At 53.6% G+C, this 26032-nt stretch carries 22 protein-coding genes; 11 read left to right on the top strand and 11 right to left on the bottom strand.

The window, feature by feature from the left end; genetic code table 11:
* Window positions 1–39 precede the first annotated feature (39 nt).
* Window positions 40–327, bottom strand: a complete 288-nt coding sequence (locus BMZ83_RS16600; RefSeq protein ID WP_143077020.1) for a hypothetical protein — start codon at window positions 325–327, stop codon at window positions 40–42.
* A gap of 658 nt (window positions 328–985) precedes the next feature.
* Here BMZ83_RS16600 and BMZ83_RS15445 point away from each other — a divergent pair.
* Complete coding sequence (locus BMZ83_RS15445; RefSeq protein WP_074880748.1) at window positions 986–1966, top strand: hypothetical protein; 981 nt, start codon at window positions 986–988, stop codon at window positions 1964–1966.
* A 219-nt stretch (window positions 1967–2185) separates the two neighbouring features.
* Here the strand turns inward: BMZ83_RS15445 and BMZ83_RS17545 are convergent, their stop codons facing one another.
* Together BMZ83_RS17545 and BMZ83_RS15440 are read right to left on the bottom strand one after the other, a co-directional pair.
* On the bottom strand, window positions 2186–2338 hold the full coding sequence (locus tag BMZ83_RS17545; RefSeq protein WP_174654706.1) for a DUF7837 family putative zinc-binding protein: 153 nt from the start codon (window positions 2336–2338) through the stop codon (window positions 2186–2188).
* Window positions 2339–2535: 197 nt separating this feature from the next.
* Entirely contained in the window at window positions 2536–3069 is a 534-nt protein-coding gene (locus tag BMZ83_RS15440) for a hypothetical protein (RefSeq protein ID WP_074880745.1), read from the bottom strand.
* 158 nt (window positions 3070–3227) lie between these two features.
* Between BMZ83_RS15440 and BMZ83_RS15435 the strand changes: the two genes are divergently transcribed.
* Entirely contained in the window at window positions 3228–7040 is a 3813-nt protein-coding gene (locus BMZ83_RS15435) for a helicase-related protein (protein ID WP_074880742.1), read from the top strand.
* 37 nt (window positions 7041–7077) lie between these two features.
* On the opposite strand, the gene BMZ83_RS15430 is transcribed toward BMZ83_RS15435, so the two are convergent.
* Window positions 7078–10698, bottom strand: a complete 3621-nt coding sequence (locus BMZ83_RS15430) for an Eco57I restriction-modification methylase domain-containing protein (protein ID WP_074880736.1) — start codon at window positions 10696–10698, stop codon at window positions 7078–7080.
* Window positions 10699–10936: 238 nt separating this feature from the next.
* Between BMZ83_RS15430 and BMZ83_RS15425 the strand changes: the two genes are divergently transcribed.
* A complete protein-coding gene (locus tag BMZ83_RS15425; RefSeq protein ID WP_074880733.1) occupies window positions 10937–12028 on the top strand; it encodes a hypothetical protein in 1092 nt (363 codons plus the stop codon).
* A 23-nt stretch (window positions 12029–12051) separates the two neighbouring features.
* Here BMZ83_RS15425 and BMZ83_RS15420 read toward each other — a convergent pair whose 3' ends face one another.
* The 3 genes from BMZ83_RS15420 to BMZ83_RS15410 form a co-directional block, all read right to left on the bottom strand.
* Window positions 12052–12273 (bottom strand): hypothetical protein, encoded by a 222-nt coding sequence (locus BMZ83_RS15420; protein WP_241729604.1) that lies wholly within the window; start codon window positions 12271–12273, stop codon window positions 12052–12054.
* Between the two features lie 80 nt (window positions 12274–12353).
* Window positions 12354–15389: a plasmid replication protein RepH gene (locus BMZ83_RS15415; RefSeq protein ID WP_074880727.1), complete on the bottom strand. Its 3036-nt coding sequence runs from the start codon at window positions 15387–15389 to the stop codon at window positions 12354–12356.
* A 689-nt stretch (window positions 15390–16078) separates the two neighbouring features.
* Entirely contained in the window at window positions 16079–16294 is a 216-nt protein-coding gene (locus BMZ83_RS15410; RefSeq protein ID WP_074880725.1) for a division/cell wall cluster transcriptional repressor MraZ, read from the bottom strand.
* Window positions 16295–16526: 232 nt separating this feature from the next.
* Between BMZ83_RS15410 and BMZ83_RS15405 the strand changes: the two genes are divergently transcribed.
* The 8 genes from BMZ83_RS15405 (at window position 16527) to BMZ83_RS15370 (ending at window position 22051) form a co-directional block, all read left to right on the top strand.
* Window positions 16527–16940 carry a hypothetical protein gene (locus tag BMZ83_RS15405; RefSeq protein WP_074880722.1) on the top strand — a complete coding sequence of 138 codons (414 nt, stop codon included), beginning with the start codon at window positions 16527–16529 and terminating at the stop codon, window positions 16938–16940.
* Window positions 16933–18372: a hypothetical protein gene (locus BMZ83_RS15400; RefSeq protein ID WP_143077019.1), complete on the top strand. Its 1440-nt coding sequence runs from the start codon at window positions 16933–16935 to the stop codon at window positions 18370–18372. Before BMZ83_RS15405 ends, BMZ83_RS15400 begins: the two co-directional genes overlap by 8 nt.
* The gene (locus BMZ83_RS15395; RefSeq protein WP_074880717.1) at window positions 18369–18914 is read left to right on the top strand and encodes a hypothetical protein; all 546 of its coding nucleotides are present in this window, start codon (window positions 18369–18371) and stop codon (window positions 18912–18914) included. The genes BMZ83_RS15400 and BMZ83_RS15395 overlap by 4 nt, the downstream gene beginning before the upstream one ends.
* A gap of 134 nt (window positions 18915–19048) precedes the next feature.
* Window positions 19049–19849, top strand: a complete 801-nt coding sequence (locus BMZ83_RS15390; protein WP_079990227.1) for a ParA family protein — start codon at window positions 19049–19051, stop codon at window positions 19847–19849.
* Window positions 19846–20262 carry a hypothetical protein gene (locus tag BMZ83_RS16595; RefSeq protein ID WP_143077018.1) on the top strand — a complete coding sequence of 139 codons (417 nt, stop codon included), beginning with the start codon at window positions 19846–19848 and terminating at the stop codon, window positions 20260–20262. The genes BMZ83_RS15390 and BMZ83_RS16595 overlap by 4 nt, the downstream gene beginning before the upstream one ends.
* Before the next feature lie 29 nt (window positions 20263–20291).
* Complete coding sequence (locus BMZ83_RS15380; protein ID WP_074880712.1) at window positions 20292–21215, top strand: hypothetical protein; 924 nt, start codon at window positions 20292–20294, stop codon at window positions 21213–21215.
* A 100-nt stretch (window positions 21216–21315) separates the two neighbouring features.
* Window positions 21316–21621, top strand: coding sequence for a toxin-antitoxin system TumE family protein (locus BMZ83_RS17280; RefSeq protein ID WP_074880709.1), 306 nt, complete (start codon window positions 21316–21318; stop codon window positions 21619–21621).
* A complete protein-coding gene (locus tag BMZ83_RS15370; RefSeq protein WP_074880706.1) occupies window positions 21602–22051 on the top strand; it encodes an HVO_A0114 family putative DNA-binding protein in 450 nt (149 codons plus the stop codon). Before BMZ83_RS17280 ends, BMZ83_RS15370 begins: the two co-directional genes overlap by 20 nt.
* 129 nt (window positions 22052–22180) lie before the next feature.
* On the opposite strand, the gene BMZ83_RS15365 is transcribed toward BMZ83_RS15370, so the two are convergent.
* From BMZ83_RS15365 to BMZ83_RS15345, 4 genes are all read right to left on the bottom strand, one after another.
* On the bottom strand, window positions 22181–22630 hold the full coding sequence (locus BMZ83_RS15365; RefSeq protein ID WP_074880704.1) for a hypothetical protein: 450 nt from the start codon (window positions 22628–22630) through the stop codon (window positions 22181–22183).
* Between the two features lie 1133 nt (window positions 22631–23763).
* The gene (locus BMZ83_RS15355; RefSeq protein WP_143077017.1) at window positions 23764–24645 is read right to left on the bottom strand and encodes a hypothetical protein; all 882 of its coding nucleotides are present in this window, start codon (window positions 24643–24645) and stop codon (window positions 23764–23766) included.
* Complete coding sequence (locus tag BMZ83_RS15350) at window positions 24642–25061, bottom strand: hypothetical protein (protein WP_074880698.1); 420 nt, start codon at window positions 25059–25061, stop codon at window positions 24642–24644. The genes BMZ83_RS15355 and BMZ83_RS15350 overlap by 4 nt, the downstream gene beginning before the upstream one ends.
* A complete protein-coding gene (locus BMZ83_RS15345) occupies window positions 25058–25663 on the bottom strand; it encodes a site-specific integrase (protein WP_074880695.1) in 606 nt (201 codons plus the stop codon). Before BMZ83_RS15345 ends, BMZ83_RS15350 begins: the two co-directional genes overlap by 4 nt.
* Window positions 25664–26032 lie beyond the last annotated feature (369 nt).

Raw genomic sequence — 26032 nt, 5'->3', positions numbered from 1 at the left:
TACACGCAAAAACGGGGGACTATTGAATTGTTAGTCACGTCATCGTGGAAGCCCCCGTCTGACATCTATCTCGAACTCGCCATCTTCATCATCCCACATAACTCTGAACTGGCGTCCATCATCTAACATCCAGACCATATATTCGCACCTTTTCTCGTCCTCCCATTGCTCCGATCTTAATCGTGCGATACCTGTGAGATTATCCCAAAGTTCCAATAACTGGCAAGTTTCCTCGTATGTTGGCGGTATCTCTGGGAGCCCCTCAGGAAAATTGTCAGGTACTCGTCGAGCAGGAATTGGCGGCTCTGCAATTGGGTGTACAAGCATACTGATTACAATCAAAGAAAGCACTAATAAACGCTACCCTGAGTCACGCACGGTATGATCGCTATATCCTATCTTTGTCAGCTGGGTTTGTGTAAGATGGATACCGCAAGTCTTGCACAACGACTCGGTCTGTTTGAGGCAGTCCAGCCCAGTCAGTACAGAGTGTCTACTTACTGCTCCGTTTTGAAGTCCTGATTGGGGTCGTAGCTAAATGGGGTGTTCCCTTGGTCAAGATATTGCTCATGTTGATCAGCTAGACCTAATTCACTTCCACAAGCTGGACAGCGGCCAGAAATCAACGCCTGGAATTCTTCTTGTTCATCGAATTCGTGGTCACACTGTGAACAGGATAGCCCCATAGATGGACTTAGTTTTCCAACAACTTACCGGTAACGCCGAAATTCAAAATCCGAGGTACGCTCGCTTAGTGAGCAGTTGGTTCAAAGCAGACAGTGTGAACCAACAGAAACTGAGTGCTGACTACACCCTCTGCATGTTTCACCGAGATATTAATAGATCACAGATAGGTTGTCACTCGTGGCGGCCTGTGTGGACCCTGTAATGAGCGATTCATTACGTGTGAGAAGTCTTCTATGACACCCTCAAAGAGTGCGTCAGGCGTCCGGGAGCTTTTGGCCCGTGCTGATGAAGACTACGTATGCCGTTCAGCGCACGTTGGCACACGCTTCTCGATCACGCTGAGGAGTTACCGTCTGATGCGACACTTCTCACGCCACTATCGCACAAACCCTTTCGTCTGACCGACGTACAGGAACACCGGATTCTCATCACGTATCGAGATGACGACGGAACCACTCCACTCCAGCGCGACCAGTTTGAAACACTATTCCAACGTGTACAAGACTCCCACGCTGGCTTCGAGTTGGACCGACTGCCAGCAGACGCCGAACCATACGCGACCGTCGTAAGTCTGCATCCCCGGTTCGAACTCGATGACCGAGATGGGACGCTGACAGAAACAGAGATGCCAACGAGCTCCCCACTTGTTGAGGCCCACGAGGTGGCTAGTGACACGTCTGACCGAGAAGAACCGGACATTCCAGTCTACGCCGACGCACTCCTCCTGATTGACGCGCTTGAACGCTACGACCCGACCGACCTCGAAGCGACAGAGACGCCTGCACTGGTGAACCTCTACACGTTACTTTCAGATGTCCAGCGGAATGCCAACGATCTCCGGCAAGAGGTACGTGCCGTACTGCTTGATCGGCTCCATCATGACCAGCCAGTCAGCGGCCAATACGGCTCAGTGCAGCGCACATCACGCCGGAATCGAGCTCTCAAAGACGACGAGGAAGTACTTACTCTGTTAGAAGACGCGGGGATTGACCGTGAGCGTGTGACGACCGTGGATGCCAGTAAAGTCGATGAAGCATTGGAAGTAACCGAACTCGCTGAATCTGACGTGTACGACATCACGGAGAGTGAATATGTCCGGAAAGCTGAGGTGGACGAGGAAACCAAGCAGTCCCGGCTACAAGGGCTGAAAGACCAGCTTGCTGCCACGGACGAGAACACCGAAGAGCTTCAGCAGGAAATCGAGGAGTTGGAAGCTCGGATTGACGACCTCACAAGCTTCGATGCCGGAACGACGTTCCACACAACATCCCAAGAATGACCGCGTTGATGCGTGCGACTCGTTTTCAGCGACAACGAAGGTTCCAGCAGCGATTTCCAGACGAGGTAACAGATCACAGCCGATAACTCGCCACCTCAGAACTGCCACACGCGGGACAGTGATCCACATCTGTGGACTCCAGAGTCGTGCCACACCGTCTGCACTCCACTATAGGATCAGGGGAATCTGACGAGCGGAGTACGTGCTTGAAGAGACGTATCATATGTCGGGATCTACAACGTCTCCGCAGCCTGGACACTCTGCCCAGTATCGTGGATCATCTCCCATCTCGTACTCAATCAAGACGTGGCGGTGGTGTATCTCTTCACCGCAGCGTGGACACCCTCCAAGTCGAGGATCTTGAGAGCTCATAGTGTGGGGCATACCAAAGAGGGAATACAGCCTTCTACGGGTGAAGGCCGGGTTCTTGGGAGCGTGTGACAGAGGGGTTGAACCACCCTCTACCCGGGACAAGAACGAGCAACCCCATATAGGTCATCGAACCACAGTGAAACTAATCTGCGGCGAGCAGTTGGTAAGTTAGTACAAAGTGCTAATCAAACGCGTGACTATGGTCGCTCTTCGAGCGAAACATCCCACCCCTCGTGCTCTTCATCATCCATATAGGCAAAGTGGTTCTGAGCCTGCTCGTAGGTATCCATCCCGCGGAATTGGAAGAAGGGCGCATCACAGGCAGGGCAGGTCTCAGCGTCGGAGACCCGACTAGATGATTCTCCAGTTGTCTGCTGACCCATTGTGGCGCTCATAGCCCGGGAAACGTAGTCTGTATCTCCGGGTTCGAATTGTTGTTCAATCTGCGTCAGTAACGCTAGTGTCCAGTCCCTAGCGTCACCTCGGGTTGTTATCTCTCCTGGGCCATCGAAGAAGTCCTCAACCACGCCGACCAAATCAGCTGCCCACCGAAGACTAATACTGTAGCTGTATTCTGCATCCAGTTCAGGGTCAATCTCCTCCGCATCCATCGCAAGTACGCTAACCTCGACGTCCAAGTACTGGTGGCGGTAAGTGTAGGTCGGATTCGGGTCTTCCGAGACACGGTACCGTTCCCAATCCCCCGGAAGATCCTCGATAAGCTCCGTCATATTCTACTCTTTGAAAAGTCAGCAGACTCACTTAGCAACACCGCTCTATCCCCTGCGAAGTTCGTCCTGCCCTCAGATCACCCTGGGTAAAATACAGGACTGAACGGCAAGGTATAGCTAAACACTAAGTTAGCGTGTTGGGTACATTCGGTAACAAGATGCTTTCTCTCCCTCCGCTTGTCGATAACGCTAATCGGACGGTCGAGGACGTCTACAAGAAAATTATCCCACAAATCGAAGAGGCACGTATCGCCACCGGCTACTTCTACCTCTCTGGCTTCGACTTGTACCGCGAAGACCTCGAACAGCTCGCTGACCCAGCCGAACTTGGTCACGCCCCAATCCGCATCCTGATGGGGCGGCAAACGAACCGCAGCACAGCAGATGAGATCGGGGAAGGACAGAGTCTACGCGACGAACTCAGAGACGAGGTCGAAGAGAGCATTGAGGAGCTCAACAACGCACAGCTAGACCGGTTGGATCGGCTGCGAGACTTCATAGCCGAAGACAAGGTTAGCGTCCGTGTGCGAAATCCAGAAAACGGCTATTTCCACGCCAAAGGAGCATCATTCCGAGCACCAAACGACGATGACGACTGGGAAACTGACAACGATACAGACACGCGTCCGTGTGCGACAATCGTTGGATCCTCAAACTTCACCGCAAGTGGTCACCGGAACAACATCGAACTGAATCTCACAAGCCAGGACCGGCCTGAAGCTGAGGCATTCGAAGACTGGTACGATAACCAGTGGGCGAATGCTGAGGACTTCAGCGAAGAGATCATCCGGATCATCGAGAATAGTGAGAAGTACCAAGATTGGCAGGACCAACAAGAAGACGAGCCGGATGATGAAGACACGCCTGATAACTTGGGGACGTACATCGAGCCGTTCGAGTTGTACAAACTCCTTGCGTACGACGAACTAAGCGGAAACGTCAACATCCGCGACAGCCCGCTGTACTACTTCCAGACACTCGGCTACGAGAGCGCGAAGGAGAAACTCTCTCGGTTCAACGGCTGCATCATCTCCGACTCGGTCGGCCTCGGGAAGTCCTTCATCGGCGGTGAACTCCTGCATGACTACCGCCAACGCGGAGATCATTGTCTCCTCATCGTCCCTGCGAACCTCACCGAACAGTGGGAAGACCTCCTCCAAGACGACACCGACGAAGACGGGAACCCATACTTCGGGCTCGAAATCGATGGAACACACCTGGACGTGATGAGCATCAGCAAGTTCCAGAACCTCACGTACGATGAGGTTCAGAACCTCAAAGACGCATTCGACGTCGTCCTAATCGACGAAGCTCATCGCTTCCGGAACCACGGGAAGTGGCGGCCGAACCCCGACGACGAAGACGACTACAAAGGAACGCGTCGGCACGCGAACCTGCGGCAACTCCGTGGGAAGACGATGATAATGCTGACGGCGACACCGATCAACAACTCTGCGACCGACTTGGAGAACCTCATCAGCCTGTTCACCAGCCCCGAGGAACTACGGAACAAGGCATCGCTGGACTTCGATGCCTTCGAGGAATACATTGAGTTGTCAGAGACGCGGAAGCAGATCGCTGCGGGGAAGGAGGAGGCCACCGAAGAGGAGCAGCGGAAGATCACCGAACAGCTCCAGCGGCATTCGGAGGAGATCTCGAAGATCCTGAATGAGGTGATGGTGCTCCGGACACGGAAGCACGTCAAAGACCAAATTCAGGATGAGGAGGACTTCGAGATGAGTTTCAAGCCGCCAAAACTCAGCAAGGAGCAGTACTCGCTCCCGGCGGCATACCAGCCAGTATACGGGATGCTGCCAGACGTGATGGACGCACTCCACCTTCCGCATATTACGGTGAAGAACCCGAAAGCTGGGGGGACGCTGAAGGCGCTGTATAAGCTGAATCTGCTGAAGCGGTTGGAATCTTCGACATATGCGTTTGTGCAGTCCATCGAAACGTTACACCGGAGTGAACGGCAACTTCTCGGCCTTCTCGATGGCCTTCCAGAAGATGAGCAGATCGATGTACTGCGTGCTGCTCAAGACGACGAAGAATCGGAGACGCTCGATGACTTTGTAGAAGGAGATGATGCCGCCGAGGATCTTGAACAGACGCTGGAAGAGTTCGGGTTCGATGCGACCGCAGTTCGTGCCGACGAAGATACGGAGAGTGATAGTCCGGACGAATTGGCGGATGCGACAATTGGTGAGGTGAAGACGTACATCCGGGAGGATTTGACGCTGTTAGCGTACTTCCTGTCGCAGTTCATCGGCGATATTGCTCAGGACTCTGGCGATGTGAGCGACCGGGCCGTGTCTACACGACAATGGCTTCACGATCATAATGCCGGTGTTCTCCCAGACGTTCCCGAAGAGGAGCTGAATCCAATTCTCTACCCGCGAAGTGACCTGAGTGATATTGATGAGGCGACGCGGGAGTTCTACGAGGCGGTGTTCTCGTTACGAGAGTTCCGTGACCCGAAGGTTGAGCGGCTCGCAGACGTCCTGAATGGGTATGATGACGAGAAGGTTCTCGTCTTTACTCAGTACCGTGCTACGGCGGATTACGTCTATCGAACACTTCTCAACGATCCTAACTCGCCCCTCACAGAAGCGAATAGTGCCGTTGTCAAAGGCGGTGACGAAAACAAGCAAGACGTTATTCAGCGGTTCGCACCGGAAGCCTCGGGGTACCAGCAAACGCTGGCTGAATCCGGGGAATCCGAACTGCAGTATGTTATAGCAACTGACACATTATCGGAGGGAGTCAATCTTCAGGATGTCTCAGTCCAAGTGTCATTCGATTTACCATGGAATCCCATGCGTATCGTTCAGCGGGTGGGCCGGATCGACCGGATCGGGAGTACCGAAGAGAAGTACGTCCACAACTTCTACCCTGACGGAGACATCGAAGCCGCGATTAAACTCCTGAAGCGGCTACAAGCGAAGATCAACGACATCGCACTCATCGTCGGGAAAGAGAACAACATCCTGGACCCGAACGAAGATCAGATTCTGGAGAAGACCGGTGTAGAGACAGAGAAGACGATTGGCGAGTTGCAGGTGGACGAGATTGAAGACTCGCTACAGAAATCACGAGAGATCGAAGACGTGAACGAACTCGATGACACGAGTAAGAACCCACTCCTTCGAAATGCAGGGAGTAACGAGCACGCCGCGTACGAGCGGTTCCTGCTCAAGAAGGAGTTGAACGAGGAGTTCGGGCTCTCAGAAGACGACTTCGAGTACGCCGCAGACTACTTTGAGGAATCCCCAGAGGAACGCGAACGCCTGTACACGAATATCACCGACCATGATTCCGGCCCGCGTCCAGGCGTGTTTGGGCTTGCACACCTCTGGTTCGATGACGACGACCACGAATCACCACTAGGCCGTGTGCGGCGGGCCTTCTACTACAAGCCGTTCAGCGACGAAGTCAAGGAACGTCCGGTCGGCACCCTCAAAATCGACCCAGAGGTGAGCGGAGAACCGATCACGGGGAATGCCGACAACGTGCTCTCCAACCGGGAGGCAATCCAAGAGGTACTTGACGACCGTCTGGAAGCGATTCGAGAGGGGCAAGTTGAGGGTGCATTCAAACAGGGAGACTCCTTCTCGAAAGAGCAGGAAACGATTCTGGACTTCATCGCACACTACGTACAACCGAACCACGGTGAGATGGCTGCTCCTGTAGACGAACACGAAACACTCGATGAATGGGCCGAAGACCTCCGAGAGCGCCTACAGGACGTGAAGTTAGCTAACACTGACGAAGATCGTATCCTCCGGGAGACCTTCCGGCATAACGACCAGTACGATTCGTTCCCAGATTGGCCACCGGTGGAATTCTTAGAAGAGTTAGAAACGTTCCTGGAAGAGAACGTGGAGGAATCGACGGAGTACCAGGCTAAGTTGGTCGGTGAAAGTGAGGTGCAAGCCCGGTTGATGTGCTGGGGCGTACTGGGGGTGTAATAACAGATCGAGGAAGGAGGGATGTTCTATATTTCCCCTACTTGAAGGGGCCTTCTTCTGCCAACTTTTCGTATTTCTCTAGAACCGACTTGAAGTAGTTGTCCGTCATGGTACGGGGGTTTGATACTTTGTAGAAATCATTAAGAACGAATTCAGTATCTTGCCGATTGAGACCATAAGCATGGAACGTGGCAGCGTCAATCTCTGTTTGAATTTTCTTGCGCTCGTCCTCAGTAGTCGCAGGAGAGATACCACCAAGCCGCTCCCTCATCTCTTTGAACGAATCACCGTAACAATTGAGACGTGCGGCACGTTCCGCGATGTAGTTAAACCAGTCGTCACCGTCCGTTAAGCGGGGCATCTGCGACTCGTTCAACTTATACATCACAATATGGGAGTCTACCTTCGTCCGCATAAGGAAGTCAAATGGAATGCTGTTGAGCAGCCCTAATGCAACTAGGAGCTCGCGGTCGGTGAACCGCCGCTTGTAGACTCCATGAAGAGGAGACTTTTCCAGGTCATTCTGAGAGGGACCAACTGTCTGGGGCTTCACGGTGGTTAGGGTATCTACACAGAGAGTATTCTTCGGTAGGAGAGATGCAACCATAGTACGTTCATTTGTTGAATTTGTTACCTGTCTAAACACGATACGTTCTTCGTTGCTATCGAGACGAACATCGTCCTCCGACAGAGGCTCACCGCGGGTGTCTTCGAGAGTCTCATTGACGAATGCCTTTTGAGACTTACTGGTTTTGTCTCCGTTAAGAGCGTAGTAGAGTTCCCGTTTGAGGTTTCTGTAGCCTTTGTTGCGAAGCCGGGTCTTGGCAGAAGGCTGTTTGTCCGACCCCTTGTCTACGCCGAATAGTTCAGGATTCTTTACGTCGATGAAGGTATCATCGTGAGCGAACTGGTAGATATTCTTACCTTGATAAATCGGGTAATCGGCTTCCGACTCCTGTTCGATGAAATACTCTGAGTCCTTTGACGAGTGGAGTTCTGTATGCGGCTCTATCTTCCAGGCTCCATCTATATCCTCACCGATTGACGGGTGATTGAGTATTTTCGAGAGAACGCTCACTTCCTGTTGAGACGTAATGTAGGGGAACACTCGCGCTTCCGGTGAGAATTCAAGTAGAACCTCTGCGGGGATGTCTGCTACCTTTTCATCGAAGTTTGTAAGCACGTCAACAGACTTCTGTTGGAAAATTCCACGAAGACTGTCTGTTTGCCCTGAGTTTTTAAACGAGACAACACCAAACTTGTACTGCTGGTGGAGATCGTCAAAGATACCGTTGTTCTCGAACCCAACGATTGAGTCAACCGTTGTCGATTCGATGAGATGGGTTCGGAGGTCTTTCTGCGTGGACCCGTTGAATAGGACTCCCGGAAGGATTTGGGCAACACGGGTGTCGTCTTGGGCCAATTTGAATGCACGCTCGAAGAAGAGGGCAGACAAATCATTCTGGTTGTTACCAACGGTTTTTCCCGCTACTTTGGGCTTTTGTAGCGTGTAGTCCGGGCTATTGTTGTAATATTGTGCGCGGAGTTCGAAGTCATTCTGATACTCTTTCCACCCTTTTTCTACATCAGGTCGTTCAAGGAGTTCCTCTTGGATTTCGTCCTTCTCGTTTTGCGTTCGTGTCCGGAACACCTCGTCGTACCGGGAGAAAAATTCCTCGCGGTTCGGAGTAAGCACATCCCACGGGGGGTTTCCGATGATGATGTTGAACCCTCCCTGCGAGTAGACTTCGGCGAACTCCAATACCCAGTGGAATGGCGAGTACCGCTCAACATCGTTCATCGAAACACCATCGGCTCCCGCTTGATGGAACCGTTCAACAATCTTCTCGTTCAAGTCGCTACGATACTGTTCTATCCGCTCTTCTGCGATTCGTCGCCAGTTGGCAGCTTCCTTGCTAGTCTCCGCCTGCTTATGATTCTGCGTGGCCTCGATGATTTGCTCGTACTTCTCACGGACGCTATCGCCAATCCCCCCACCGAAGTTCGATAGCTTTGCGTCTCCACCTTCGCTCGTTTCGATCAGATCTGTAAACCCAATCAGGCTGTTCCCTTGGCGGATGTTGAAGTCGATGTTCGGTAGAGGTTCAACTTCACTGGGCTCATCCTCGATGTCCGCGACCATCGACAACCAGAGGCGGAGCTTGCAGATTTCGACCGCGCCTTCATCGATATCCACTCCGTACAGGTTGTTCAAAATCACGGTGCGCTTCGCGTACAGCGACGCCCCACCCTGTCCTTCTTTGATCTCCTCCAGTTCGTCCCGGGTACGAGAGTCCAGTTCCCAGCCTTTGCCTTCCTGTTCGAGTTGCTGGAAGTACTCGATGCACTGCATGTAGATGTCCACTAGCACGTCCTGCGAAGCGAGCAGAAACGCACCACTACCGACCGCCGGATCAAGGATGTGCGCTTCCTTCAGAACATCGTGGTAAAGCGTTTCGACGTGGTCTGTCTCCACGTTCTCAGTGGGGACCTGGCGGGTCATCGTTCCGCCATCGGCGACCGCCTGTTCACCACTGCTGGCTTCTACACCAGGGAATCCGAACACGTCGTCAATTTCGTCGTATTCGGCATCAACAGCGTCGTTGAGTTGATCAAGCAGGTACGGGTGGACTGTCCGGCGTGACATGAAGCCGGTGATCTCTTCGGGCGTGTAGTATGCGCCCATCTCTTTCTGGTTGACCGTCTGCTCGAAGATGTGCCCGAGAATCGCGGGTGAGAGGTTCTTTGGGTCAACGATGTCCAGCCGCTCGTCCACGTTCCAGTTCCATCCGGATAGGAAATCCAGGATGTCATCGAAGAGTTCGTTCGTCTCCTCAGCAGACGCACCAAGCTTCGCATCCGGGAAGTCCTCTTCAACAGGATTCTTGGCGAATAGCCCACCGTTCAGGTACGGGAGGCTGCCAAAGTCGGGGTTCTGCTTGTCTTCTGCGAGGTAGTCGAAGAACAGTGGCCGGTAGAAGTTCTCGTACCGATCTTCACCGTCATCCACGACGTCGCCGGGCTGTTCGTGCAGGTAGTTCGGATTTCGGTCCAGCAGACGCTTCTCTTGGATGAAGTACAGGAAGATCATCCGATCAAGGATGACCTGCACATAGCGTTGCTTCGCGTCACCACGGTCGTCCGGAACTCCAGATACCTCCTGAACGAGATCGGTGCGGAGGTCCTCGAACTCTTCATAGAACTCTTCGACCACCTGCTGTGTGTCGTACAGCGTGTCGTAGATTGCAGCGGAAGAACCGTACTCAATCGAATTGAGCTTCTTCAGAACGGTGTTCTTCTCTCCGCTGTCGCGCGTGAACTGGTCTTTGCTGAACGAGATCTTCTGGTGTTTGATGCGGCCGTGCTGCTGGCCTTCCCAGCTCCGCATCCGCGTTAGGAAAGTGAATTCCTCGAAGTCGTTCGTGGCGACGAGGTTCGTGTGTCGTGATCGGTTGTCGGGCTTGAAGTCGGTGGCTGATTCTCCAGGCCCAGCGTTAACAATTACGACGAATTCGTCGTCACCGAGTTGAAGAACGAGTTCATTGTCCTCTCCGAGATTTGGACGGGGTTTCAGCCCGCGTTTCTCGAAGGAGTCAGCGATGTCCTGTAGAGAGTCCCAGCCCGCGATATCGTCCGCGGTGATCTGCTGGAGAGCCATACCACTTGAAAGCCACCTTACTCTTATCAAGGTATGGGAAACTCACCACTACGCAGTCACCCAGTTTCACGTGATGAGGGTGTTTCGAAGGTGTTGGGTAGAAGGTCTATTCTGAATTCACGCATCCCTCCGATTCATAATCACAGGATCAAATCTTGGTATCAAGAAGAACTCCATGCAATACGGACAATTCAAATCCGACTACCCGAACATAGCGGGACTACTACCGCGGAACTTCATGGCCGATGCCGACGAGGAAAACACGCTTCGGCGAGCAGTCGCGCAGGATCGAACCGAGTACCTCGAAATCATTGACACGCTTGCCAAGAAAACTCCCGCAAAAGAAATACGGAAAGACCCAAATCGGCTAACTAGTAAAACCAACTTTCAGTCCTTCTATGCGGAGATGAAAGCATATGTCGCGTTGAAGCACTGGGTGTTCGCTCCGTACCCTGCCGATGTCCAGGGAACCCAGGGTGAGCCGGATTACGAGTTCAATATCGGGGAACTCGATATCGAAGTTGCCAGCAGAACGTCGTGGGACAAGGTAGACAACGTACGAGTGGCGGTAGAGGATAAGCTGGACAACACGCAGTATACCGCGCTTATCACACTGAAAGACGATTTTATCAAAATCCCGTACAAAGGAAACGAGATTGCTCACAACGAGCAGTTGGTCGATGACATCGTGGACAAGATCGTCAATCTCGATACGTCCAACCTGCCGTCCTCAATCAATAACAACGGGTTTCAGATTGAATTCGAAGACACAGGAGGTGGCGGGTCAATCATTCGGTGGGAAGGTGCTGAGCGAATTCCATTAGATCCGAAGAACAGTATCGTGGACCAGATCGAAGACAAAGTGAAAAAACAGCGTGGAGGCCGCCCCCTCCTCCTATTCTATGATGCGGATGTCTCGTTCCTTGAACCGGAGGATATGCGGCAGCTGCTGCACGGAACCAAAACAGGCGGTCAGAATCAGGAAGTCTCTGACACGGTGTATCAGCACCGAAACGTGTGGGGAGACTATCTACGAGACAACGGGTATATCCCGGAATCAGGCAGGACGACGTATTCGAAGGCGGTCGAGCCTGATGATCCAAAGTTTGATCTGAAACATGAGGGTGACGCGTGTATCTGCAGTGGTGATGAAGGACTATTCGCAGATCGGAAGTTCGACCGGGTAGCTGGTGTCTTGTTTATTGACAAACCAGGGTATGGCTATTTCTTCCCGAACTTCTATTCAGAGAAGATGAACTTCCATCAGCTGTACCGCGGTGTTTCCAGGAACATCGAGGTACGGTCGAACGAATTTAAAGACTTGCTCTGAAGGCCTCTAGAGCCGAGAAGCAGTCAATAATCATCTTCTGAAGAGGGTTCTTCTAATGGCGTCGTGGGAACAAGATCACCGTGCCGGAAATCAATGGGAAGAACCTCGCCCGTTGACCGTCTTTTTACGCGGTAGAGGTACTGGTCACGGTCACGCCCTGTCTCAGTGTTCAGATCATCCTGCAGACGGTCAGTGACGATGCATTTGACGCCGTGGTACCGGACGTCGGGGTCGTCTTCACCCACGTACACGGTTACTTCATCTCCTTTCGAGTACGGTTCAGATGCTGGTTGTGGAGGATTCATTGCGTAGTTATCGATTGTCGTCAGTCATTAGTTAGCCCTGGTGACGGTTGACTGAGACGATCTCTTTTGGTAGCTGTTTCTGAAATGTCCTGGAAACTCGATTGGGCTGCATCAGGTCCTGGAGATTGACCAAGACGAACGACAGTAGAGTCCGAGGCTGCTGTACCAGATGGGCCTCGTTCAAGATCGCCCGAATCGGCAAATGCACCCCAGATGAATGGCCACCATCGTCTGAGCCGGTCGTATTCGTCGAAGAGAGCCTTGATATCGTCACCTGGTCGGATTCCCTCGATGTACGTTGTTTCGAGGTCAGGTAAGTCGTAATGGGTGGTGAGGTGGCACATCACCGCACTGGCAACATCACGAGGGAATTCAGCGAACAAGATACCCGTGTCTGGATCGGGGTCAGCAAAGGGTTCGTCCCGATCACTCTGCGGTGTCCACCACGGCTCTAAGTGTGCCTCCCACCGGCGGTGTCCCTCGATTTCCCGGGGTTCAATGATATCCCAAGCAGCAAGTTCGTTGATGTAGCGGTCGTAACTACTCTCTGAGATATCCGCGGTATCGATGATTTCAGAGCGTCCCATCGGATCATCAGCGTTGAGCAGTGTTTTGAGGAGTTTCGTCGCTGTTGGAGGGAGTTCAGGCAAGAGACGTTTCGTGGGGAGATTCGACAGTCCGTATGAGATGTCTCTTACAGTGAGGAAATCGTAACTCTGGGTGGATTGGGCAATGTGGAGCATAGCCTCAGCCACGTCGTGAGGACACGCCCGGTGTGGGCGATCTTCCGTTCCAAGGACACGGAGGAACAATCTGACGAGCCGTTCGAGATCCTGTTTCCCTTCGTGAATATCCCCTTGGTGAGCCACCTGATAGCTCTTCGCCGAAGCGTATTCCTCGACAAGATCACGGACCGCGGAATAGGAATTTCCAATCAGTACGGGAATTTCCATCACTGGTGTTGACTCTCGTCCGTTCGCAATCGCTTCACGGAGTTCGTTCGCCTCTTGATCGATGGCACGCTCGATGTCGCCGTGGAGATCGGTCATCGTCGGTCCTGAGAAAACCCACGACGCCGTCAGGTGCATCGTCGAGTCAGCATCGTCCACGTCGTACGGAAGACGACGTTTCAGTTTGTCCGGTCGGTCCTCCAGAAGCATTCTGTACCCGGAGTGAATCCCATACACCGACTGTTTTGGAACGGTGTAACGAGCGAAGTCGAGGAAGTCATTGAGACGACGGTCATCACTGATGAGCATTCCTGTGTCAGGGACTCGGATGTTGATTGTGACATCGACACCGGCTGCGTAGTACAGCTGCGTCGCTGAGGCAATAAGTCCGTGCAGATCACGGATTAATTCAGTTCGAGCTTCGACGTCGTCGCTGTTCGTGAGTTCACCGACCTGTTTCAAACACAGACTGCGGACAGTTCCAATACGGTCACGCCAGCCGTCATAGTCTTCTTCGTCTTCGCCAAACCATCCGATCTGATGCCCCCAGCGGATGATTTCCCCGGCTTCTCTATCGAGTTTCTCAACAACCGAGTTATCGATTTCTTCGAACTCGGAACCAAGGCGTGATGGCGTGAGGACCTTGCTTAGTGCCTTGTCGCTGAGTAAGGTTCCCGCAAGACGTCCCAGGGTAGGGATGGGGCCACCCCACTGAGTGGCCACGAAGAGATCATCGTCGAAGCAACTGAGGTACGACACGCGACCGTCCTCAAAACGCTCGATTCGGTCATCAACTAGGGTAACACCCCGATCTCGACGTCCAGCAAGATACCGCTGATGCATACCCCAGGCATCGAGAACACCAGATGGCCCATTGAGCCATTGGACGTAGTCTGCTCCTTCACTAGGAGTCCCTGTTGCAGCTAACCAACCCTCTGCTGTCCCAGGTTGATCCCCTTCCCTCGTGTTCACCTGCGCGGGATACACTGTACCTGCTTGGGGCTGAGGGGTCGGCGTAAGATGCGTCTCCAACGTCGATTGGGCCGGGTGAATCACTCTGTAGTCCGGGGTGACGTACTGCTCAACAGCAGCCTGACCTAAGTCCGTGAGGGATGCACTGTTGTATTGTCCACGCCGGTCGATGTCCACGAGCCCGAGCTCTTCTAGGTCGAGGATGTAGCGGCCAACAGTTCCAGATTCCACGTCGATTTCGTCATCCTGCTTGAGATCACGATAATCTCGGGTCCCGTCAACGGGGAGGTTCCCCAGTAGACGAAGTCGCCCTGATTCTTCTGGGAGATCCTGTATTGCTTCCCACGCCGCCTTGAGCTGATCCGGCGATGGTTGCCCGTCGTCACCCGGTAGGTCTGTAGTGGACGTCTCACGGGTGCCAGTAAGACGGAGATGGGCGTCGTACCAGTCTGGGTATCGTCGCTCAATCGCGGCGTCTAACGCTGGTGAGATAACTAGGCGGACGTCGAAGGCAGAGCCAAGAGCTGCGATAGCTGCGAGCGCCCGCACTCCTGTCCCACGGTCATCGAGTGTTGACCACGACTTGCCATCAAGTACGAGTGTGATGGGTTGGGGTGTGTCATCAAGTTCGCTATGGAGTTGAACGGGTCCTTTGGCGAGGGCTTCAAGTCCGGCATTAAGCGGGCCGCGCCCGGTACTGGTTGTGGTGAGGCTGTCTTTGAGCGACTTGTATCGTTGCCGGTGATAACCTGAGAGTTCGTCAAGGTCGTCTTCGTCTACATCGTGGTACTTGACCGCGAACTCGACGAGCGAATTCACATACTCGACCGCCTCAGCTTCTGCATCACTCCAACGATCCGTTGTAGATTGCCATCTTCGGTGGTTGAACCCCAGGGTATCCTCCTGAAGACGACGAAGGACAGTGTTATATCGTTCGTGCGCGATCACCCCGGGGTTTTGTTCGCGGATGAATCCTCGAACAGACTCAACACTACTTGGGAGCAGGTTATGGAGGAGATCAGGTATCCACTCCGTTACCTGTGGGGTGACCTCGGTGATGGTGATTCCAGCAGTAGAGAGACTCCCTCCTGGAACGACCTTCCGGATTCCTTGTTGTTGATTAGGCGTGTGCATGCAGTCCGTGGAGAGGTGCGGACTGCGTGGAAGCCGGAGAATGCGAGGGTCCCGAAACCAATTTGAACCCTCGCGTCCACACTATGAACAGGAGCGTCCCGATAATACCGCTCCGTCCACGGCGAGGACCGGCTCTGCTGGTCCGCTTCAGCGATACTTCAAAACGACATCCGGGACGAGGCCTGGAAACTTCGGACCCGGATTGTCGTTTGGAACTGTGCTCGTGAGTCATGGCTATAGCGTAGTGGTGGAGTTACTAGGGATGTTTTCTATCGCGGTGGGCGTGGTTTTGGATGTGCATCTCTGGCGGTAGCTGGGATACGCCTGACCTGCCGGCTTAGTGGCGAGAGGGACAGAGCAGCGGCTCTCCGAAGGCAAACGCTTAAGCCGGTTCGGGAAGAAGCAGGAGGTGTCCAAGCACCCGCTTCTTCTGGTGAGTTGCGTTTTCCTAGCTGTTGCTTCATCTTGTGAGTCGGACCGACTTAAATGATTGTGTAATGGGGTGGGGTTTCCAGTGTTTGTAGACTTCAGATCAGTCTTTCCACGAGAATCTACTTCCGAGTCGCGTCGGGGGACGAAACTCCTAATGCGCTCGATGGTGAAGGAAGAGACACGGACCCTGGGGCCAATCGGAAGTCCAGAGGGAACGTCCCTACGCCCCAGACCCTTCACCGCAACCAGCGCCAGCTCTACTCGTCACCTCTATTGGCAGGCTCTCGGACTTCGATGCTGTCGATGGAGAGCTCGATCCAGTATTCTTTGTCGTCTTCTGGATCGATGCCGTACCGACTCCGGAGTGACGACGGGATCGTGACCCGGCCCCTAGTGTCTAGTTCGAGGATTTGGTTTCGCTCGGAATCTCTGTTGATCTTCTTTTCAATGATGTTCTGCTCGTCCATTGCCATTCTTGCTTCATAATTCACAACCACTCAGGGAAAAGGATTAGGATGGGGTTGTAAGGTGCTTCTGACCCATGTTTGCACCGAAAACTATGCACTTAGGCCAGTTCTGACATGATGGAGTCTCCAAATTGCAATTTTGCCCTATTTAAGAGTATATAAATAAAGTGTGTGTGAAGTCGCTAGAGTTCAAACAACTATCCGGAGTTTTATACTACTGCCCACAAAAAAGGTAAACATGGGAAGAAAAGGACTCGGGACCGCCCCGAATCAATTAATCGATGAAATCGATAAGGAAGCAGACGAACTCGGGTTATCCCGATCAGAATACTCCCGGCAGCGGATCAATGCCGGGCGACTTCTGTTCAACGCAGGCAAACTCGACCTCCAACTCCTAGATCAACTGATGGAGACCGATGGGTCAGAACGACCCGGCACCGACATTAAAACACTCGACGGTGACGTGAGCCAGCAAATCCTCTCGGCACTCCCACGTGATGAAAGCCGAGCAGCCACGGTTGACGAGCTGCGCGAAGAAGTATTCGGGACAAAAGAAGAGCAAGAAGAACTGATCGAGACCGTGCTGAAGCAGCTGTGGGACCAGGGGAAAATCAAGTCAGCATTCGGGGAGGGCTACGTGAAAAATGACTGAAAGACAAACGCCGGACGAGAACCACACAGACGAGTACGATACAGATCGGCAGCAAACTCAGGCTCGACAACATCGCCGCAACCAAGCAGACCGCGAATGGCGGAAACGCCCCATCAAAAAATACCGGGAAACGCGAAAAGGAGACATCACAGAACATGATCTACAGAAGAGAATGCATCATATTCACGAGTTTGAAAAATACCTCCTCACCGAAATCGCTCCCCAATATGACGGGGCGGGCGAGATCGTTGGAGTTCGAGACGCAGTCGCAGACGATGTCAGACACTACCGAGACAACCACTTGAAACCCCTTGATGACATCAACACGACAACGATTCAGGACAAACTATCGGGTTTAAATGAGTTCTACAAGATGCTCGAAGAAAAGAAGGCGATTGCCGGGAACCCCGTGAAAAAACCACTTTCAGAGTTCCGCGAGAACAACAGTAGGGAAGTAGACCGACCATACATCCCGCTCGCCCGAATTCAGTACTTTCTACAATGGCTCGACCACCCGTTCTCGCGGGCCGCGTGGCTGCTCCCTTTAAAAAACGGTGTTAGGAAAGGTGAACAAATCAATATTGACTTGCGGTGTGTGAACATTGCCCACCCGATGTTCGACGAAATAATCGAACAGCACGGGGTGGTGCTTGATCCACGAATCAGAAACAAACCAGACACAATCCTGGTCTACGGTGGATTCAATGAAGACACAGAGATACCGAACGAGGATACACCGGGATTCAGCGGCGACGGTGAGATTCGTAAGGTGGGTAACAAACGCAAACAAGAGGACGGGTCAATCATCCCGATCGACAGTGAGTTGAAAACAGCACTCATCGAATGGTTGCTCGTACGACCCCCCACTCATCACAAAGATATTCATCCGTTATTCGCAATCGGCGGCAGCAACGAGGTGAGACGAATACAGAAAAACGCACTTCGACAAAGAATGTGGGCTAGAACCAGTTTCTCCGACAGTATTCAGAATTTCAGTGCTGAAGAGAGTCTAGATGAATGCCCGGACTGTGGAGGTGCAGTCATTGAGGAGAATCTGAAGTCGGGCGAGAAGACCGGCCGTCGATTCGAATGCATAGACTGTGGAGAGATACACTGGCGATCGATTCATTGGGACAACGGACTGCAAACCGAGCAGAAAGTCACGCACCACCAGTGCCGACACTACTTCTCCTCGGCACACAACCCCGAAAACAGCGGTCTGCACGACGGCGTCATCCCGGATTCGATCCGGAAAAAGGAGATTCGAGGTGACAACAACAAACAGAACGAGGACACCGAAGACGCAGTGTACATCGAGGGGCAGTACCAAGACTTCGAATCCGACGTTCGTGAGCCGTACCTCGACGGAATCTACAAGTTCGATCTCTACGACAACGTCATCCCTGCTGTTGGAGAAGGATGGGAGCAATGACCGACGATCGTCCAACACCCGGTCCGAACGAGCCGGTCCCATCGTGGGAGGAGCACCGGCAACTGCGAGAAGCCATCAACGACTACCTCGATCACGAGCCTGAAGACCCAGCCTGGAACGATATCTGGCGTGCACTCGGCGCAATCCTGGGGGAATACCAACGCGACGCGTTCGTCGAAGCCTTCGACGTAGACGAGCCAGCTGAGACGGCCTGTATTCGCCGCCTTATCGCGGGCGACGACGAATGCCCTCACTCACCCTTACAAGCCGATGATGATCCGGAGGGGCCGCCTCACAAGCCGCCAGCAAGTGATCACGCGACACTCTGGCTCGATGACGGCGAACCAGCCGTGTACTCCATGCATGTCTACCCAGGGAACATCGAACGCCTCGATGCCGAGGAACCACCCTACAACATGTGGTTCGACCTGTTCGAATTCGCCGCTGAATGGGGTCTGGAAGTGTCTGTGCTCCCGAAATCGTGGTACAGCCTCGGATCGACAGTACACATCGTCTTCTACCCGCCAGAACGGTACCGGTAAGCGGACAGGTTATCGGTGAGTCTCCGTACGCGAAACAGGCGTTGTCTGACGGAGCTTTATATTATTCGAGATACATGCAACACCCGAATGGTCCGTGAAACCCGTATTATACGGAATATGCAAGAGGTGGTAGCGTGAGGATCGACGTCGGAATGCAGAAAGGAGGAGTGGGAAAAACGACGACCAGCATCAATCTTGCCGGGGCTCTGGCCAACAGAGGTCACGACGTCCTGGCTGTTGATGCTGATCCCCAGGGCGGGCTCACACTCAAACTCGGACATCGTGAACAGTACCGGGAAGGCGAGTACGCGCTCTACGATGTCCTCTCTGAGATGGGGCAGCTCACTTTGGACGATCTTGACGAGCTGATCATTTCCGGTGATGAGTTCGATATAGTCCCATCCCATTTACGAAACTTCAGGCTGGAGAAGCACCTGTACTCAGAAGCCCGTGGGGTTGAGGCCCTCAAACTCGCACTCGACCGCCTCACAGTAGACTACGACTACGTTGTGATCGACTCCCCACCGAACCTCGGACCGCTCGCTGACGGGGCGCTGCTTGCTGCTGAGAACGTTCTATTCCCGAGTCACGCGAACACGATTGCGAAAGACTCTCTCGAAATCCTGTTTGATGAGATCGACACCTTGGAGGACAAGTTCGACGATGTCAACATCTCGACCGTCGCAGCTGTTCTCAACGAAGTCGGCCGTGATGGTGTGAGTAGTGAAATGCAGAACTGGTTTGTCAGCACGTTCGGTGAGGATTACGTCTTCGAGATTCCGGACTGGGCTGTCGTTGAACACGCCATCGAGTACCGAACATCGGTGTTCGCGTATAACCCGGACGATGCGGGTTATTCGTGGGACGCAGACAAGGCAGAGGCACTACGCGATAAGTACGATGCAATCGCAGCACACGTGGAGGACCTCTCATGAGCGATCCAAAGGACGAGCTCGGGCAGCGTTTCGACGACCGGCGACCAGATAATGAGGGTGACTCGGACTCTACGGACAACACGAGTGATACAAGTAACCTGAATAATTCGAGTAACCCGGATAATACGGGTTATTCAGATAGTGAGGCTAGTTCCAGTGAGAAACCGGGTCCAGATCCGAGTCCGGACTCAACCCGGAACCGCCGTCAAGTCCCGATGTATCTCCCTGAGGCGAAAGCAAATCAGTTGAACTCACTGTACGAGCAGCTGGATGGGCGGTCGAAAGTCGCCGGTGAAGGAGGGATCGAGAAGCACGCGGATTTCATGGAAGCCGTCGTTGCCCTCGCTATTGAACACGAGGAAGACTTAGCAGCCCGGCTTGGCATCGAAACGGATTCAGAGCACAGTCCGTGAGATAGATGGAGTTCAGGTAGGATATCAAATTGACTTCTGAGTTCGACCCTTCCGACGAACCTTACGACGTCGGAGACATCGTTCATATTCACGCACCAGAACCCGAGTACGAACACCGGTTCGGGTGTGAGGTAGTCGAAGTACACCGCGACAGTGAGCCGACTGCAACGGTCGAAGACTACTCATACACGCTGTACGCGTACGGTATCGAGCGCGTGTTAGATTCGAAGTACCCTCACGAGCATCTAATCCCGTCACCGCGTGGGTATCCGAACATCAACGATCTACTCGGAGAATCACCGATTAATGGAGAGGACCTTTTCGGGAAGTTCAGACGTCCCGATCTCCAGCTAATAAACAAGTACCTCACCGCAGTGGACGTTGAATCAGACCCGACGTTGGATTGGCTGAACGAAATCAGAAAGGGTGACGTGGATCGAATCAATTCCGTATTTGCCGAAGTATACCTTCTGTACTACCTGCGGGAGAAGTACGGTTCGGAGCAGGTATCAATGAACGCTACTCTTTCTGACGGCGGTGACTCGAAGGATTTTGACCTTCGACTCACCACCGACGATCAGGATATCTGGATTGAAGTTACAAAACCCGATTATGCCGCAGAATTGGAAGGGGGATTCGGGTGGGGGATGGGAACACGAACGACGAACTCGATTGATAGGAAACTCAAAAACAAGTTTGGGCCCGCTCGTGATGCAGTTGACGACGACGTAGTCTTGGTGCTCGCAGTGTATCAGGAGGAGCAGATAACGCAAGGCTTTGAGATTGGACGGTGGCTTGACGAGGAGTACTATGACATCAGCGATTTTTCAGACGGGTGGGTGACATTCACGTATCTTGGGGAGCCAGACTTTGAGTACCACGCATTCACTGAGAACGGCGCGTGTTGCAACAGCGTCTTCGCGGCGTTGACCGAGATCGAGGAACCGCGATAATACTGCCTGCCTATCCTTGCGGCATCGTGGTGATGTTATTCTACCACAACGGCTATGAGGGTTGGGTGTGTTGTCCTATGTGGACAACGCAGGTGCTTGGATGCCAGCTAGGAAGATCTTCGAGGACGACGATGAATTCCCAGCCGGTGACCGCTGGGAAGCACTCGCCTGGGACGTCCCTGAAAGCGATCAGTTCCCGGAGGGACTCAAATACAGCTTCCAGTACCTCGGCCCAGCTGACGAAGAACTCCTCCGGTACGACAACGCAAATGACGCCCACGGCGTCGGCCGCCATCACCGACACTACCGTGGCGAGGTCGAAGGAATCGAATTCGAGGACCTTCGATCCCATCTCCAGCGATTCCTCGACGAGGTTGAAACCATCCATGAGCAAGAATTCGCCTAACCACGCCCACGAACCCCCGGAGGACGTTGAATTCCCCTCGACCCTTCGCATCACGTCGAAGCCGTTCGAGGAGCACAAGGAGAGCGCGCTGGACCGTGCCGCGCGCTGGGAGGACGGCGAAGACGTTGCACACGTGGTGAACTTCCAAGATGCCAGCCGTCTCCAGCGCATCCTCACACCACGCCGCTTGGACCTGGTGAAGAGCCTGATGGACGCACCCGCAGACAGCATCCGGTCCCTTGCCGACCGCCTCGACCGTGACATCCGGCAGGTCTACGACGACGTCCAGACCCTAAACGAGTACCGCATCGTGCACTTCCGCGAAGAAGAGGGAGCGAAGCAGCCGTTCGTCCCCTACGACACGGTGAAAATCGAGGTTGAGTTGACCAAGTCACTCGGGGATGCGTCTGAATCGCCGGCATCGGCGTAACGAGCGTTCCTGAAAGGCCATCTTCCCAGCATCACCCCAAGGGCTCTATCCGCGAAACCGGGCTCAATTTCCACTTACAGCTCTGCTGACTACGCAGTGAGAACAGAAACTATGGATCTGACCAGATGCTTAGACTACTTGTTCACGACGGATTGTGACGAGGTCATCAGCGAGACGACTTGCATCACGTCCTACAGAGGAATCACCGTCCTTTGAGATGAGGAGGATGCCGGGCGCACCCTGACAAGGAGCACGGTCGCCTTCGTGGAAACCTGCGTCTTCAGCTGGTGGAAGTTGGACCTGATATCCATTACCTGCGATCTGTACAGTCGCGTCCATTGCCCGATAGATACTCTTCGTGTCTTGAGCTGCTGAGACAACGAGTTCTGTCACCTGCTTTGTTGACAGAGTGTCCAGACCGACCACCAGGAGGAGCGAATCGAACGAAAATACCCGTACCCTGGCGAGAGACGTTGCTTCTCCTTCGTCGTCTTCATCGACGAGTCCTGCAGATCGAGCAGGTTTGGTTACTTGGAGTGCGAGCCCGTCTTCACCGGAGGACTTGATCTGGTTAACCATGCAGTTAGTAATTAGTACTAACGTATGAGATTTCGGGGCCGGTGAACCGTGTCGAAGTCAAACCTAGGTGCACTCACTTCGACCGCCTGTAAACAATCATTCCCTCCACCTAAACGGCGTTAATACAAGCACCGATAGGCAGAGTCAGTCGCTTTCACGGGGATCTGAGACGAGTTCGAATAATCGAGTAGGCTCATGCACGAGTTTGACGTGACCTGCAGCTTGGAGCACCTCAAGACGATTGTAGACAGTATTGCGGCTGTATCCGGTCTCGTCAACGATCAGCCCCTTGGTTGCACGTCCCTCTGTTAGAACGTCAAGAATGGCCTTGTCTGCGGGGCGTAGATCACTCTCGTCCATCGGCTTGGGTATGCTGAGTGTGCACGAGCTATGTGCAAAGTAACCACCCATACGCATTCTAACACCCTATTCTAACCATTTAGAATGGATGTGCAGAATGCACAAACAATAAGTAGATAGTCATCACAGTCAAGAACGCAATGGCGAATCAGACTGAGTTCCCGGACGACGGTGGCTACAATGAGGTCTGACTCCGTCTGGAGTAGCGCGGTTCGAGTCCGCGCCGGAGCATACCCGTCGCTGGAGCGGCACGTGAAACTCCCTCCCACCAACGGCGACAGTCGGGGTCCGGCTGCCAGCAGGCCGTGGAGAGGATCGTGCTCTGGGTTCGAATCCCCGGGCGGGCACTAACTCACAGCAATGACTGACAAGCACTCTCTGGAGGTAACCCATGCCCGTACTGTTTGAATACAAATGCCAAGACTGCGGTTGGTCACTACGTTGGATTTACGACGAAGAAGAAGACCGACTCAGAACGGATTCCCTAACGGGGTGCCCTGGAGAAGGATGTACCAAGCTTCACGAAGTATCCGCACGAAGGGTGGATGAGGACGAAGCCGCCGAAGTGGAGGAGCGAGGTCATACCAAGTAAGTCACCTGGGAACCGGTTTTGCAGGTGATGACCACATTCATATGGCGTCAGCGCCTAGTTTAGAGTAGAAATGGAGTTTGAAGAGTTCAAGCGAGTCCTGGAAGAGCAGACAGGAGAGCGCTCCCAGCTCAGCAAGGACTCGTATGAAATCGGGCGTAAGCTCGCTAACCTCCCTGATTAGCTACTCCTCTCCTCGCAGTCGATCAACAAACGCGCGTTTTCCATCGTCAGTTTCTCCCTGCAAGTGAGTAGCACCGGCCTCATACAAAGCGGTCTCAACGAACTCACGGGACCGGTCGAGATGACGATTTGTGTAGTAGCTCCGGTGATCAGTTCGGTCTACATCAATCTCCACGAGATTGATCTGGATACCCTCTTTCCGCTCAACGCGTTCATACCCGTACTGATGGGCCCACTTCAACAACGGAAGCTGATTCCGTAGCGTAAGGATGCGTTTTGAGTCGTAAATGAACTCCCGAACCCACTGATACCACTGGCCTTCTTCACCCGTTTCCGGCATCGAGAAGTCCTCATCATAGGAAGTGAGATACCGATCCAGCAGCCCAATTCCAGTCCGGTGATTCGTGTTTGGCATTGGATGAGCGAGAATAAAGTACGAGAGTAACTCGGCACCTACATCGGGAACCAGCTGTCGCCACTCGACCCGGTTCAGCACGTCCGGGATCTTCTCCAAGTCCAACTTCTTGTACGTGGCAAAGTCCGCTCCTTGTTCCTCCTTCTCTGTGAGAATCCCGTCGAAAATATCGATGATGGCAAAGAGAATCTGCTTATCGCCTTCAGAAAACTCCGCATCAAACCACTCAATAACATCTTCTTCGGTCTCGAACTCAGGATACGCCGCATCGAACAACGTCCGCGTGTACAGGAGGTAGATCGTCTCACCGCCGACTGATTCGTCAGCAATAGCCATCTCAATATCAGACTGCTCTGACAGCTGAGACGCCTTCTCAGACCGATCCTGCTTGTCGTCACTGATGAATCGGAGCGTGAACCGATTATCGGCTGGGTGGTGCAGCTGTAGCACCGGTGATTCATCGGTCATACGTAGTCAGCGAACCACTCGGGTGCGCCTGTGTATTCCGCCCAGCAATGTTTGTGACATGGCTCGCCGCGCGGGTTCGGGATCGCCTTGTCGAGATCAACTTGCTTGCCGCACAAATCACATTCAGCGCTGTGGCCGTGCATCCGCTGGTCAGTTGAGAGGTTCTTTGTCTCGATGTACAGCTCGTGCAGCGCTCGGGGCGTCAGCCGGACTATCACCTTTTCGCGGTCGTCCTTGTTGCGCCGTTCGGGAGTGTACGTCAGAACCCAGTCTTGGCCCTCCTCACCGTCACCGGCCGGACCAAGGGAGATTGTCTGAGACAGCTCGTCGGGAACGTAGTGCCACTCGTTGTCTCGAAACCGTGGGTAGTGTCCTTCCGGGCGGGGGTTCTCGGGATCGACATCGTCTTCGCTCATGCGAGACCGGCCTCCTCGAAGGCATCGTTCACGACATCAGGTGTCGGTGCATTCAGATACGGTTCGATGGCCTGGAACGAGTCCCACCCACCAACCTGCATCACGACGCGGGGATTCATCTGCCGATCCACAAGAAGTCGTTGGGCAAACCGTCGTCGGAGATCGTGGCTGCTGACGCATCGGAAGTCTTCGTCGCCGGTCTCGTCGGCAGCTCGGCGTGCTGTTCGCTTCACGATGTCGCGCACACTGCGTTCAGACAGGTCTACGAGCGGTTCGTGCCGTCCGATGTCTTCCGCGTTCTGGAAGCGGTGTAGGTCGCTCTCAACGTCAGCAGGCAGGTAGGCGTCGCGCGGCTTCCCGCCGTTCCCGCTGGTGTCCTTCCCCTCAGGGATGCGGAGGCGGTAGTGCTCGCCGTCCTCAGTACGCTTGACGTGCTTCGGGCAAATTTGGGGAATCTCGAAGGCGCGGAGACCGACGTAGCCGCCCAGTTGGATGATGAGATCGTTCCGATGACTCGCAGCAGCACGCCGCAGCGCTTCGAGTTCCGAGTCGGTCATCCAGACCTTGAACTCGTCTTCCTTCGCCGTGGCTTCTAATCGCATGCAACCTTCTATAACAACCTTACAGAAAATACCCGAGGTTCAGGGAGTAATCGGGCCGAGACCGGGGTGAAAACAAGGGTTCACTTCCGACTTCTATGATAAGTCGTCACTCGTGTTCCCGCCCTCATCCCCCTGAATCATCTGGTACAACGACCGTGCAGACTGACCGCTGCGGAAAATTACAGATTGATATGATATTTGTACTGGTATGCAAGATACAGGGCGCGTATCTTGTACAGAGTCACCCCACATTCAGTGGAATAGGGTCGGCCAGTACACGCAAAAACGGGGGACTATTGAATTGTTAGTCACGTCATCGTGGAAGCCCCCGTCTGACATCTATCTCGAACTCGCCATCTTCATCATCCC

The sequence above is a fragment of the Halolamina pelagica genome, from assembly GCF_900115675.1.
GTDB lineage: Archaea > Halobacteriota > Halobacteria > Halobacteriales > Haloferacaceae > Halolamina > Halolamina pelagica.
The sequence above is the reverse complement of the archived record's forward strand: the minus strand, read 5'-3'. Positions and strand labels throughout refer to the sequence as shown.

What these genes read in the sequence shown, in the direction of transcription:
- BMZ83_RS16600 (WP_143077020.1), bottom strand. Translation starts at nt 327, where the DNA reads ATGCTTGTACACCCAATTGCAGAGCCGCCAATTCCTGCTCGACGAGTA.
- BMZ83_RS15445 (WP_074880748.1), top strand. Translation starts at nt 986, where the DNA reads ATGCCGTTCAGCGCACGTTGGCACACGCTTCTCGATCACGCTGAGGAG.
- BMZ83_RS17545 (WP_174654706.1), bottom strand. Translation starts at nt 2,338, where the DNA reads ATGAGCTCTCAAGATCCTCGACTTGGAGGGTGTCCACGCTGCGGTGAA.
- BMZ83_RS15440 (WP_074880745.1), bottom strand. Translation starts at nt 3,069, where the DNA reads ATGACGGAGCTTATCGAGGATCTTCCGGGGGATTGGGAACGGTACCGT.
- BMZ83_RS15435 (WP_074880742.1), top strand. Translation starts at nt 3,228, where the DNA reads ATGCTTTCTCTCCCTCCGCTTGTCGATAACGCTAATCGGACGGTCGAG.
- BMZ83_RS15430 (WP_074880736.1), bottom strand. Translation starts at nt 10,698, where the DNA reads ATGGCTCTCCAGCAGATCACCGCGGACGATATCGCGGGCTGGGACTCT.
- BMZ83_RS15425 (WP_074880733.1), top strand. Translation starts at nt 10,937, where the DNA reads ATGGCCGATGCCGACGAGGAAAACACGCTTCGGCGAGCAGTCGCGCAG.
- BMZ83_RS15415 (WP_074880727.1), bottom strand. Translation starts at nt 15,389, where the DNA reads ATGCACACGCCTAATCAACAACAAGGAATCCGGAAGGTCGTTCCAGGA.
- BMZ83_RS15410 (WP_074880725.1), bottom strand. Translation starts at nt 16,294, where the DNA reads ATGGCAATGGACGAGCAGAACATCATTGAAAAGAAGATCAACAGAGAT.
- BMZ83_RS15405 (WP_074880722.1), top strand. Translation starts at nt 16,527, where the DNA reads ATGGGAAGAAAAGGACTCGGGACCGCCCCGAATCAATTAATCGATGAA.
- BMZ83_RS15400 (WP_143077019.1), top strand. Translation starts at nt 16,933, where the DNA reads ATGACTGAAAGACAAACGCCGGACGAGAACCACACAGACGAGTACGAT.
- BMZ83_RS15395 (WP_074880717.1), top strand. Translation starts at nt 18,369, where the DNA reads ATGACCGACGATCGTCCAACACCCGGTCCGAACGAGCCGGTCCCATCG.
- BMZ83_RS16595 (WP_143077018.1), top strand. Translation starts at nt 19,846, where the DNA reads ATGAGCGATCCAAAGGACGAGCTCGGGCAGCGTTTCGACGACCGGCGA.
- BMZ83_RS17280 (WP_074880709.1), top strand. Translation starts at nt 21,316, where the DNA reads ATGCCAGCTAGGAAGATCTTCGAGGACGACGATGAATTCCCAGCCGGT.
- BMZ83_RS15370 (WP_074880706.1), top strand. Translation starts at nt 21,602, where the DNA reads ATGAGCAAGAATTCGCCTAACCACGCCCACGAACCCCCGGAGGACGTT.
- BMZ83_RS15365 (WP_074880704.1), bottom strand. Translation starts at nt 22,630, where the DNA reads ATGGTTAACCAGATCAAGTCCTCCGGTGAAGACGGGCTCGCACTCCAA.
- BMZ83_RS15355 (WP_143077017.1), bottom strand. Translation starts at nt 24,645, where the DNA reads ATGACCGATGAATCACCGGTGCTACAGCTGCACCACCCAGCCGATAAT.
- BMZ83_RS15350 (WP_074880698.1), bottom strand. Translation starts at nt 25,061, where the DNA reads ATGAGCGAAGACGATGTCGATCCCGAGAACCCCCGCCCGGAAGGACAC.
- BMZ83_RS15345 (WP_074880695.1), bottom strand. Translation starts at nt 25,663, where the DNA reads ATGCGATTAGAAGCCACGGCGAAGGAAGACGAGTTCAAGGTCTGGATG.